The sequence below is a fragment of the Clavibacter tessellarius genome, from assembly GCF_001618005.1.
In the GTDB taxonomy this organism is placed as follows: Bacteria; Actinomycetota; Actinomycetes; order Actinomycetales; family Microbacteriaceae; genus Clavibacter; species Clavibacter tessellarius_A.
The window spans coordinates 17,606-27,642 of record NZ_LQXA01000016.1; the positions used below are offsets into that span (position 1 = coordinate 17,606).

The 10,037-nt window shown below is 75.2% G+C and carries 13 protein-coding genes; 4 read left to right on the plus strand and 9 right to left on the minus strand.

Annotated features, from left to right (window positions below):
• Positions 1 to 66: 66 nt before the first annotated feature.
• Complete coding sequence (locus AWH51_RS03580; protein ID WP_063070764.1) at positions 67 to 708, minus strand: alpha/beta hydrolase; 642 nt, start codon at positions 706 to 708, stop codon at positions 67 to 69.
• 204 nt (positions 709 to 912) lie between these two features.
• Between AWH51_RS03580 and AWH51_RS03585 the strand changes: the two genes are divergently transcribed.
• Entirely contained in the window at positions 913 to 1,467 is a 555-nt protein-coding gene (locus AWH51_RS03585) for an NUDIX hydrolase family protein (RefSeq protein WP_043668722.1), read from the plus strand.
• 90 nt (positions 1,468 to 1,557) lie between these two features.
• On the opposite strand, the gene AWH51_RS03590 is transcribed toward AWH51_RS03585, so the two are convergent.
• The 4 genes from AWH51_RS03590 to AWH51_RS03605 form a co-directional block, all read right to left on the minus strand.
• Positions 1,558 to 2,181 (minus strand): TetR/AcrR family transcriptional regulator, encoded by a 624-nt coding sequence (locus AWH51_RS03590; RefSeq protein WP_063070765.1) that lies wholly within the window; start codon positions 2,179 to 2,181, stop codon positions 1,558 to 1,560.
• A 201-nt stretch (positions 2,182 to 2,382) separates the two neighbouring features.
• The gene (locus tag AWH51_RS03595) at positions 2,383 to 3,930 is read right to left on the minus strand and encodes a DEAD/DEAH box helicase (protein WP_063070766.1); all 1,548 of its coding nucleotides are present in this window, start codon (positions 3,928 to 3,930) and stop codon (positions 2,383 to 2,385) included.
• 235 nt (positions 3,931 to 4,165) lie between these two features.
• A complete protein-coding gene (locus tag AWH51_RS03600; protein ID WP_063070775.1) occupies positions 4,166 to 4,813 on the minus strand; it encodes a DUF1684 domain-containing protein in 648 nt (215 codons plus the stop codon).
• Between the two features lie 85 nt (positions 4,814 to 4,898).
• A complete protein-coding gene (locus tag AWH51_RS03605) occupies positions 4,899 to 5,438 on the minus strand; it encodes a hypothetical protein (RefSeq protein ID WP_063070767.1) in 540 nt (179 codons plus the stop codon).
• A 69-nt stretch (positions 5,439 to 5,507) separates the two neighbouring features.
• Here AWH51_RS03605 and AWH51_RS03610 point away from each other — a divergent pair, with 69 nt between their 5' ends.
• The 3 genes from AWH51_RS03610 to AWH51_RS03620 all read left to right on the plus strand — a co-directional run bounded on the left by AWH51_RS03610 (position 5,508) and on the right by AWH51_RS03620 (position 7,054).
• Positions 5,508 to 6,008 carry an EVE domain-containing protein gene (locus AWH51_RS03610; protein WP_063070768.1) on the plus strand — a complete coding sequence of 167 codons (501 nt, stop codon included), beginning with the start codon at positions 5,508 to 5,510 and terminating at the stop codon, positions 6,006 to 6,008.
• Positions 5,992 to 6,588, plus strand: a complete 597-nt coding sequence (locus tag AWH51_RS03615; protein WP_063070769.1) for a 2-phosphosulfolactate phosphatase — start codon at positions 5,992 to 5,994, stop codon at positions 6,586 to 6,588. The genes AWH51_RS03610 and AWH51_RS03615 overlap by 17 nt, the downstream gene beginning before the upstream one ends.
• 163 nt (positions 6,589 to 6,751) lie before the next feature.
• Positions 6,752 to 7,054 carry a DUF427 domain-containing protein gene (locus tag AWH51_RS03620; RefSeq protein ID WP_063070770.1) on the plus strand — a complete coding sequence of 101 codons (303 nt, stop codon included), beginning with the start codon at positions 6,752 to 6,754 and terminating at the stop codon, positions 7,052 to 7,054.
• A gap of 10 nt (positions 7,055 to 7,064) precedes the next feature.
• Here the strand turns inward: AWH51_RS03620 and AWH51_RS03625 are convergent, their stop codons facing one another.
• The 4 genes from AWH51_RS03625 to AWH51_RS03640 are packed head-to-tail and all read right to left on the minus strand — an operon-like array spanning position 7,065 to position 10,034.
• Positions 7,065 to 7,778 carry a CGNR zinc finger domain-containing protein gene (locus AWH51_RS03625; RefSeq protein ID WP_063070771.1) on the minus strand — a complete coding sequence of 238 codons (714 nt, stop codon included), beginning with the start codon at positions 7,776 to 7,778 and terminating at the stop codon, positions 7,065 to 7,067.
• Positions 7,775 to 8,272 (minus strand): SprT-like domain-containing protein, encoded by a 498-nt coding sequence (locus tag AWH51_RS03630; RefSeq protein ID WP_063070772.1) that lies wholly within the window; start codon positions 8,270 to 8,272, stop codon positions 7,775 to 7,777. Before AWH51_RS03630 ends, AWH51_RS03625 begins: the two co-directional genes overlap by 4 nt.
• A 36-nt stretch (positions 8,273 to 8,308) precedes the next feature.
• Positions 8,309 to 8,839 (minus strand): hypothetical protein, encoded by a 531-nt coding sequence (locus AWH51_RS03635; protein WP_063070773.1) that lies wholly within the window; start codon positions 8,837 to 8,839, stop codon positions 8,309 to 8,311.
• Between the two features lie 10 nt (positions 8,840 to 8,849).
• Positions 8,850 to 10,034: a PQQ-dependent sugar dehydrogenase gene (locus AWH51_RS03640; protein WP_063070774.1), complete on the minus strand. Its 1,185-nt coding sequence runs from the start codon at positions 10,032 to 10,034 to the stop codon at positions 8,850 to 8,852.
• Positions 10,035 to 10,037 lie beyond the last annotated feature (3 nt).

The following is a 10,037-nucleotide window of genomic DNA, read 5'->3' on the forward strand; positions in this document are numbered from 1 at the left end:
CATCGGCGCCCGGCCGGATGCTCGCCGGGCTCTCGCCGGACGAAGGCCGCGCGGCCTGGTCCCGCGTCAGCCCGCGTGCTCCCGGATGAACGCCGACACGTCCCGCAGCTCCGGCGCCGAGACCGAGTGCGGGAGGTCCTCGTAGATGCGCTCGGTGAGGTCGGTGTGGGCGCCGATCCACGCGCTCGTGCGGGCGACGGCCGCGTCCGGGATCACCTGGTCGGCCGTGCCGCGGCCCCAGAAGACCGGCGTCGGCCCGGCTGCCAGCGCCGCATCGCCCGCGTGCTCGCCGCGCACGGAGAACCCGCTGAGCTGCACCGCGTACGAGAACCGTCCGGGCGCGAGCCGCAGCAGCTGGAGCGCGGTCGCGCCGCCCTGGCTGAAGCCGAGCAGGCCCACGGATCGCGGCGGCACGGGCAGCGCGTCGAGCCAGTCGAGCACGCCCTGCGCGGCGGCGTCGGCGGCCTCCGGATCCGGGTCGCCGGTGGATCCGGGCACGATCGGGAACCACGCGAACCCGCCCTGCAGGGGGAGGGGCGCGCGGAGCGACGCGACCACCGGCCCGAGCGGCAGGTACGGCGACAGCCCGAAGAGGTCGCCCTCGTGCGATCCGTAGCCGTGCAGCAGCAGGAGCAGCGGTCGATCGGCGAGCTCGGCGGTGGAGGCCGACCAGAGGACGGCGTCGGGATCCAGCGGGAGAGCGGTCACGGATGTCCTCGTCGACGGGCCGGGCGGCGGCGGATGCGCGGACGCGGGGATCGGCCGGCGCGCCCATCCTCGCATCCGCCCCTGGGCGGCGCCGGGCCGGCGGTGTCCACTACGACAGCCACGAGCACGGGCGCGCGGACGCCGGCACCCGTCCGCCAGCGCGCCGGGTGGTCGCCGCGCTCCGGCCGTGGGTCACAATGGACCATGACCGTTCGCACCCCGGACCCGAACATCCCCGACCCGAACTCCGGCTGGCTGTCGGACGTGGAGCTCGCGCAGATCCGGCAGCGGCTGCCCCTCCTCTACGTGGAGGCCGTGCCCGTGCGGGTCGACGGCATGGGCCGGGTGAAGGACATCGGCGTGCTCCTGCGCGCCACGGTCACCGGCCAGATGACCCGGATGCTCGTCTCCGGCCGCGTCATGTACGGCGAGACCCTGCGCGACGCGCTGTTCCGCCACCTCGAGAAGGACCTCGGGCCGATGGCGTTCCCGCAGCTCCCCGCGAACCCGACGCCGTTCTCGGTCGCCGAGTACTTCCCCTTCCCCGGTGCGAGCCCGTACACGGACGACCGGCAGCACGCCGTGTCGCTCGCCTACGTGGTGCCCGTGACCGGCACGTGCGATCCGCGCCAGGACGCGCTCGAGATCACGTGGATGACGCCCGAGGAGGCCGCGTCCGACGCCGTCTCCGCTGACATGGAGGGCGGCCGCGGCGCGCTGCTCCGCGCGGCCCTCGCCTCGGTGGGCGTGCTGCCCTAGCTGGTCGACGCCCCGAGCGCGGGCACCGCCGGGACGGCGATCGGCCCGCGCCGAGGGCGCGGGCCGAGGGGTGGAGCGGAGCGACCGGGATCAGACGGCTGCCGCGCGCTCCGCGAAGGCCGGCGGCTCGAGGTAGTGGCGGCGCAGGTCCTCGAAGGCCTCGCTCGCACCCGCGCCGACGCCGTAGCAGCGCTGCACGTGCAGCCCGTCCATGGCGGAGAGCACGACGGCTGCCGCCGCCTCCGGGTCGAGCCCGGGATCGATGAGGCCGCGCGCCTGGTCGACGACGACGCCGGCCGTGATGCGCTCGAGCTCGCGGGCGCGGCGCTCGCGGAAGAGCAGGTGCAGCGGGTGACCGGCGGCGGACGCCTCCGACGACACGACGGCGATGACGCGCGTGAGGCACGCGCTCTGCTCGCCGTCGGCGATGACGACGGCCGCGTGCTCCGCGACGCTGCGCGGGCGGTGCAGCTCGATGGCGGCGGCGAGGCGCTCCTCGCGGCGCGCCAGCACGGCGAGGAGCAGCTCCTCCTTGCCGGTGAAGTGGTGCAGCAGGCCGGCCGGCGTGATCTCGGCGCGGGAGGCGATCTCGCGCAGCGAGCTGCCGCGGTATCCCTGCTCGGCGAAGACCTCGATGGCCGTGCGGATGAGGAGCTCCCTGCGCTCCAGGCCCTTGCGGTAGGGGCCACGGGTGGCGAGGGCGGCGCGAGTCATTGGCACACCGTAGCCGCATGCGCCTGGGATCCCGCGCGACCGTCCCCAGGTCGTGCCTCGACTGTGGAGGATCGGGGCACGGACGCGTCGTCGGCGCGGGTGCGGGCCGTCCCGGATCGGCGGCGCGGGGACGACGGAGGGCCCCCGTCGTCGACGGGGGCCCTCGGCGTCATGCCGGCGTGCGCTGCACGCCGCGCGGTTCTAGCGTCCGCTGGAGACGCGGCGGTGCGTGCGCGCACGACCGCCGGCCGCGGCGCCGCCGGAGGCCGCGGGGCGGTCCTGGCGGGGACGCGCGGTGCCGACGGACGAGCCGCCGCCGAAGCCCTCGGAGGAGGTGCTGAAGGTGCGGGGCGTGCCGCCGCCGCGCTGTCCGCCCGAGGCGGCGCCGTCGCGACGACCGGACGCGGCGCCCTCACGGCGACCGCCGCCGACGGGCGCGCCGTCGCGGGCCGCGCGCTTGCGCTGCGCGTTGGCGCCCTGCGAGCGTCCGGCGCCGTTGGCGCGGCCGCCCTGCGACTGGCGCTGGGTGGTCTCGCGGACCGACTTCGTCTCGCGGGGCGCGGGCTTCACGTACGCCGCGACGGCGCCCGTCAGCTCGGCCACGGCGGGGGAGGACTCGGTGACCTGCTGCGGCGTGACGTGGATGTCGGCCTTGCGCATCAGGAGCTGCACGTCCTTGCGCTGCGCCGGCAGCATGATCGTGACGACGTCGCCCGCGGAGCCCGCGCGCGCCGTGCGGCCCGAGCGGTGCAGGTACGCCTTGTGCTCGGCCGGCGGGTCGACGTGGATCACGAGCTCGATGTCGTCGACGTGCACGCCGCGCGCCGCGACGTCGGTGGCCACGAGGACCTTGACGTCGCCCGCGGAGAACGCCGCGAGGTTGCGGTCGCGGGCGACCTGCGAGAGGTTGCCGTGCAGGTCCACCGACGGGATGCCCGCGTCGGTGAGCTGCTTCGCGAGCTTCTTCGCGTGGTGCTTCGTGCGCATGAAGAGGATGCGGCGGCCGGAGCCGGACGCGAGCTTCTGCACGAGGAGGCGCTTGGCCTCGACGTCGGTCGCCTCGAACACGTGGTGCGTCATGGCCGCGACGGGCGAGTTCGCCTCGTCGACGGAGTGCAGCACCTGGTCGTGCAGGTAGCGGCGCACGAGCTTGTCCACGCCGTTGTCGAGCGTGGCGGAGAACAGCATGCGCTGGCCGGTGTTCGGGGTCTTGTCGAGGATCCGCGTCACGACGGGCAGGAAGCCCAGGTCGGCCATGTGGTCGGCCTCGTCGAGGACGGTGATCTCCACGGCGTCGAGGTTCACGAAGCCCTGCTTCATGAGGTCCTCGAGGCGGCCGGGGCAGGCCACGACCACGTCGACGCCGGCCTTGAGGGCCGCGACCTGGCGCTGCTGCGAGACGCCGCCGAAGATCGTCGTGGTGGTGAGGTTGTACGCCTCCGCGAGCGGCGCCATGGCGGCCGTGATCTGCGTGGCGAGCTCGCGGGTCGGCGCGAGGATGAGGCCGAGCGGGCGGCCCGGGCGACGACGGCCGCCGGCGAGACCGCCGCCGAGGCGCGCGATCATCGGGATGGCGAACGCCAGCGTCTTGCCGGAGCCCGTCTTGCCGCGGCCGAGCACGTCGCGGCCGTTCAGGGTGTCGGGGAGCGTGTCGACCTGGATGGGGAACGGCGTCGTGATGCCGTTCGCCGTGAGGGCCTGGACGAGGGGTGCGGGCACGCCGAGCGCGCCGAAGGTGTCAGTGGACATGCGGGGGAGTTGCCTTCCAGGCAGGGGTCCGCCCCGGTGTGCGTTCTCGGGATGTGCGATGACGCACGGAAGCGGAGGATGGCGAAGGCGCCGATGGGCGCATCCGTTCGCCAAAAGAAAGATGTCACTCGACCCCGTCGGCCTGTGCGGCGATCTGATCGGGGCGAGGAGGGAACGCGTTCTCTCGACGCAGGGAGCACGATGGTGTGCTCGCAAGTCCTCCCACCGTAGCAGGTCAGCTCGGGGAGAAGCCCATCTCGCCCACGGGCACCTCGAATCCGAGCACGTTCCCGGCGGGCGCGAGGGGGCAGGCCCACTCGGGGTCGTAGGCGCAGGAGGGGTTGTAGGCGAAGTTGAGGTCGACCACGATCGAACCGGGCGCACCCGGGCCGAGGTCGGATCCCTTCACCGTGTCGAGCAGGTACCGGCCGCCCCCGTAGGTGCCGCCCTCGCGCCGGTGCGAGGCGTCCTTCACCGGCAGGTGCAGGCCGCCGCCGTAGCTGGCGAGGCGCCAGACGTCGAGGGTGCCGGCCTCACGTCCGTCGGCCGCGGGGAGGTGCACGGATCCGAGCAGCTCGAACGGGACGACGCCGTCGGTGCCCGTCTCGACCTCGTGGCGCTCCTCGCCGCGGTCGTCGTGGATCTCCAGCTCGAACCGCCACGCCGGGTCGTAGTCCGCCACGTCGAGACGGTCGAAGTCCGCGCGGTGCTCGGGGAGGAGCGGCGTCGCCGGGTGGCTGCGGAACAGGTCGTCGCGCGTCCGCCGCCAGATCGCGTGCGCGGCCGCGGGATCCGTCTGCGCGACCCAGCGCACCTCCGCGTACATCTCGTGCGTGCGGCGGCGCCAGTCGGCGACGTGGAGGGCGGTCTCGGCGGAGGGCATGGGGACACCGTACGCGTCAGGCGCCGCGGGGCGCGGGGACGCGGTGCCGGACATCATCCGGAGGACAGCCCGCGTCGGGCGCTCGTCAGGCGGCGGATGAGTCGGCGCCGGCGTCGTCCGCCGTGGGCTCCCAGTCGTACGCCCACGTCGGCGCGAGCTGGCGCAGCCGGAACGCGCGCCACTGCCAGAAGGCCCAGAAGGTCGGCCACATGGCCGGGCCGAGGAGCCCGGCCTCGAACTCGAGCTGGTCGCGGAAGAGGGTCTTCACGCGGCCGTCGGCGTCGGGGCCGGCGGGATCCGCGGAGACGGCCATGCTGTGCCGCATGCTCGTGGGGATCGCCATGAGCCCGGAGATCCCGTGACCGTCGTCGCGCACGATGCGCACGCCCTCGACGCGCGGCTTCATGTCGCGCAGGCGGATGCTCTGGCGACCGGCCGTGAAGGGGCCGGTCTGCATCGCGGCGACGTGCTCGCGGCCGTCCCAGCTCGAGGGGAAGCCGCCGTCCTCCACCGGCACGAAGTCCACGAGCGGGCCCGCGACCTCGCGCATCACGGTGGGCGAGTGGAGCGCGCGCCAGGCGGCGTCGGGATCGCAGTCGAGGATGGTCTTCAGCAGCACGCGCATGCCCCCAGTGTGCTCCGCGCGGCTGGGCGCGCCCGCCGCCCGGCCGCCGTGGGACAGGATGGGACGGACATGATCAGGTACTGGGTGGGCGTCGTCTCGCGCGACCGCGTGCTCGACGGCCTGGACCTCGGCATCGCGCAGGTCAACCGCGGCGCGCGCGAGCCCGTCGAGCGGCTCGGCGAGGCCGACGGCTTCGTCTACTACTCACCGCGCGAGTCGTACCCCGACGGGCAGCTCCTCCGCTCCTTCACGGCGATCGGCCGGGTCGCCGACGCCGCGCCGTACCAGGGCCGCGTCGGCGAGTGGCGGCCGTGGCGGCGCCGGATGGAGTGGGACCTCGGCGCGGTCGACGCGCCCATCCGCCCGCTCGTCCCCGTGCTCGACTTCACGCGCGACTCGCTCGAGTGGGGCCGGAAGCTCGCGCCGGGGCTGCTCGAGATCACGCGCGACGACTTCGAGGTGATCCGGCAGGCCATGCGCCGCGGGGCGCCCGAGCCGTCGCGCCGCGTCATCCGCGGAGGGTCCGGGCCGTGGACGCCCGTAGCATCGGATCGTGACCTCCTCCGCTGACGCCGCGCACCCGGACCCGGACCCGTCGACGCAGGCCCGCTACCAGGTGCGGCTCGACGGCGGCGTGGCCGGCGCCCGCCGCATCGCGACCGGCGCCGACGTCATCGTCTGGGTCGACGCCCTGCCGTCCGTCCCGCCGCCCACCGCCGCCCGGCGCGACGAGGTCCTCGCGACCATGCCCGCGCGCCCGGCCGTCGTGAGCGCCGGGCTCGCCGACGCCCCCGCCGTCGCCGACTGGATCCTCGCCCTCCAGACCGCGCTCGGCCGCCGCGCGTACGTGGCCGTGGTGGCCGCGGGCGCGGTGGAGGCCGACGGGTCCTGGCGCGCCTGCGCCGAGGACCAGCTCGCCGCGGGCGCCGTGGTCGACGCGCTCGCCGCCCTCGGGATCGACGCGACGTCGCCCGAGGCCGCCGTCGCGTGCGCGGCGTACCAGCAGCTCCGACCGGCCGTCGGGCACCTCGTGACCGCGAGCGTCTCCGCCCGCCGCCTCGACGCCGCCGGACACGACGGGGCGGTCGCCGAGGCGCTCGCCGCGGGTCCCGCCGACGTGGTCGTGCACCGCCTCCACCGCGACGCCTGACCCACCGCGACGCCTGATCCGCCGAGCCGCCGCGACGCCCGACCCGCCCTGGCCGGATTGCGACGCCGTCCCCGCCTGCGGGAACAGGCTCCCGGTCGCGCGTGTTCCCCTGTTCCAGGCGCCGCCGCCCGCGCGACGCACGCATCGTCAGGAAAGGCACCCCATGAAGGCACTGCTGAACGGCGTCACCGTCGCCGAGGCTCCCAAGGACGACCTCATCGAGATCGAGGGCAACTGGTACTTCCCGCCCCAGAGCGTCGACATGTCGCTCCTCGCGGAGACCGCCACCCCGTACCACTGCCCGTGGAAGGGCGACACGCAGTACTACTCCGTGAAGGACGGCGACACCGTCCTGCAGGACCGCGCCTGGTCGTACCCGACGCCCATCCCCTCCTCGTTCGACCGCGTGGGCCGCGACTACAGCGGCTACCTCGCGTTCTGGAAGGAGGTCCGCGTCGGCGAGTGACGCGGATCGGTCACGACGGCTCGGGGGCTCCGGCTCCCGGGCCGTCGTCGCGTCCGCGGACGGGCACGGGCGCGGCGGGGGTCGCGGTCCGCAGGGGCGCCACGCGGGCCGGGATCCCCGTCCGCCGCTCCCGCAGCTGCCGCGCGCGGTGGGCGCGCACCTTCGCGCGGTTGCCGCAGCGCCGCATCGAGCACCAGCGGCGGGTGCCCGAACGGGTCGTGTCGAGGTAGAGCACCGTGCAGTCGTCGGCCGAGCAGCGGTGGATGCGCTCGGATCCCGCCCCGAACACCGCCACCGCGTCGCGCGCGGCGGACGCGAGCGCCTGCGCGGGTCGGGCGAGCGCCCGGCCGGCCTGGCGGGATCCGCCGCCGAGCGCCGGCGGGAGGTCGGGCGTCGCCGCGTACAGGTTGAGCACGTCGACATCGCGCGGCGCGGGCTCCCGGCCGTCGGCGAGGGCCGCCGCGATGTCGCCGATCGCCTGCCGGAGGGTGCGCGCGTCCGCGAGGTCGCGCTCGCCCGGCTCCGAGACGGGCGCCAGGTGCTCGCTCAGCCAGGCGCCGAGCGCGGCCGCGTCGGGCAGCGTCTCGCGCGGCTCCGGATCCCCGAGCGCCCCCGTGTAGGCGAGGTCGAGGCTCACGGCGCCCGTGTCGAGGAACCAGCGCAGGCCGTCCGGGTCGTCGATCCACTGCCCGGTCGGCCGCTCGGATCCGGGCGCCCGGCTCACGCGGCGCCCTCGCGGTGCGCGGAGGCCGCCGAGGACCCCGACGGCACCTCGCGCTTGGTCCACGCGATGAGGTGCGCCCGGTCGAAGCGCTTCGAGCACAGCCCGCAGGCGAGCGGCCGGGTCGGCTTCCGGTAGCGGAAGTGCGCGTGGCCGGCCGGGCACGCGCCCACCCACGGCGCGAGCTCCTCGGCGACGGCGCCCGAGTGCAGCCGCGATCCCTCGTAGCCGAGCTCGGCGGCCACCTTCTTCCACCTCGGGCCATGCCCGGCGCGGGATCCGGCCAGCGCGTGCGCGACCTCGTGCAGCAGCACCTGGTGGATCTCGTCGTCCTCGAAGCGCCCCGCGAGGTGCCGCGACACCGTGATGCGCTTGTCGCCGTAGTGGCAGGCGCCGGCCCGCGTGCGGGCGTGGTCGAACGCGAAGGACCAGGAGGGGTCGAGGTGCAGCGCGATCAGGGCCTCGGCCCAGATGCGCACGCGGGCGAGATCAGCCACGGCCGGCCGCCGTCGGCCGGGGGAGGAGGGGGCCCATCACGCGGGCTGGGCGGCGATGCGCTCCTTGGCGACGTCGATCGCGAGCGCCGAGCTCTCGAGCTGGTCGCTGGGCAGGCCCTCGCGGGTGCGGAGCGTGTACGCGTCCTCGAAGTCGCTGAGCGCGAGGCGGTAGTCGCCGCGGTCGAAGTGCACCTTGCCGCGGTGCTGGAGCGCGAAGGCCTCCAGCGCGTACCACTCGTGCGCGCGGGCCTCGTCGACGCAGCCGCCGAGGTCCTGGAGCGCGATGTCGAGCTTGCCCTGGTACTGCTGCACCTGGGCGCGGCGGATGCGGCAGGCGAGCAGCGTCTCCCGGTCGCCCGTGAAGCGCGCCTGGCGGACCGCGGCGTTCGCCATGTCCCACGCCTCGTCGAGCCGGCCGAGCATGCGCAGGAGCGCCACCTTCTCGGTGATCGCGGAGAGGCTGCGGAGGTTCTCCAGCTCGTCCAGGCGCTCGCCGGCCGCCCGCAGGTCCACCTTCTCCCGGAGGGTGTCCCTGTCGTAGCCGATGATGATCGCGGTGCCTGTCACGAGGAAGAGATTATCCCGCCTGGATCGGCATGAGCTCGACCCGGAGCAGCTTGTCGTCGCCCTCGCGCGGCGTCCCGCGGCCGTCGGTGTTGTTCGTGAGCATGCGCAGCGAGCCGTCGGGTGCGGCCTGCACGTCGCGGATCCGGCCGAACTCGCGCGTGTAGAACTCGGTCACGCGGTCGTCGGGGATGGGGTCGGTGACGACGGCGCCGGGCCGGATGACCCAGAGGCGCTGGCCGCCGAGGCCCGCCATGAAGATCGTGTCGCCCGCGACCGCGATGCCGCTCGGGCTCGCGTCGTCGGTCCTCCACTGGTGCACGGGGTCGACGTACCCGTCGTCCGCGGCGTCGTCCGTCGCGCCCTCCACGACCGGCCAGCCGTAGTTCCCGCCGGGCCGGATGAGGTTCAGCTCGTCCCAGGTGTCCTGCCCGAACTCCGCGGACCAGAGGTTGCCCTCGGCGTCCCACGCGATCCCCTGCGGGTTCCGGTGCCCGAGCGAGTAGACGGGCGAGCCGGGCGTCGGGTTGTCGGGCGCGCCCTGCCCGTCGGGCGTGAGGCGGAGGATCTTGCCGGCGAGCGAGATCGGGTCCTGCGCGGCGTCGCGGAGGTTCGCGTCGCCCGTGGTCGCGTAGAGCATGCCGTCGGGACCGAACGCGATGCGGCCGCCGTTGTGGTTCGCGTCGCGCGGGATCCCCGTGACGACGTCCTCGGCCGGCCCGAGCCCGAGCGATCCGGGCTCGCCCGTGACGTCCATGCGCACGATGCGGTTGTCGACGGCGCTGGTCAGGTACGCGTAGAGCTGCGTGGCGCCCTCGGCCTCGCGCACCGCGATCCCGAGCAGCCCGCCCTCGCCGAGCGGACCCACGCCCGCGACCGTGCCGGCCGTGCGCGTGGTCCCGTCGCCGAGCACCTCGACGATCCGGGCCGTGTCCCGCTCGCTGACGAGCAGCGCGCCCGACGGCAGCTCCGCGGTCGACCACGGCGACACGAGGCCCGTCGTGATCGCCGTCGGGGTGCCGGAGGGGGCGACGCCGGCGCTCGCCGCGTCCGTGCTCGTGGGGGAGGGCGACGGCGGCTCGGTCGCGCGCACGTCCACGGGCGAGCCGTCGTCGGTGGTGCAGCCCGTGAGCGCGACGAGGGCGGCGAGCCCGAGCGCGGCGAGGCGCGCCGGGCGGGTGCGGGAGCGGCGGTTCATGGG

Excerpts from the sequence above, each read along its gene's own strand:
- AWH51_RS03585 (WP_043668722.1), top strand. The coding sequence starts at position 913 with ATGACCGTTCGCACCCCGGACCCGAACATCCCCGACCCGAACTCCGGC.
- AWH51_RS03590 (WP_063070765.1), bottom strand. The coding sequence starts at position 2,181 with ATGACTCGCGCCGCCCTCGCCACCCGTGGCCCCTACCGCAAGGGCCTG.
- AWH51_RS03620 (WP_063070770.1), top strand. The coding sequence starts at position 6,752 with ATGAAGGCACTGCTGAACGGCGTCACCGTCGCCGAGGCTCCCAAGGAC.
- AWH51_RS03605 (WP_063070767.1), bottom strand. The coding sequence starts at position 5,438 with ATGCGCGTGCTGCTGAAGACCATCCTCGACTGCGATCCCGACGCCGCC.
- AWH51_RS03610 (WP_063070768.1), top strand. The coding sequence starts at position 5,508 with ATGATCAGGTACTGGGTGGGCGTCGTCTCGCGCGACCGCGTGCTCGAC.
- AWH51_RS03640 (WP_063070774.1), bottom strand. The coding sequence starts at position 10,034 with ATGAACCGCCGCTCCCGCACCCGCCCGGCGCGCCTCGCCGCGCTCGGG.
- AWH51_RS03600 (WP_063070775.1), bottom strand. The coding sequence starts at position 4,813 with ATGCCCTCCGCCGAGACCGCCCTCCACGTCGCCGACTGGCGCCGCCGC.
- AWH51_RS03595 (WP_063070766.1), bottom strand. The coding sequence starts at position 3,930 with ATGTCCACTGACACCTTCGGCGCGCTCGGCGTGCCCGCACCCCTCGTC.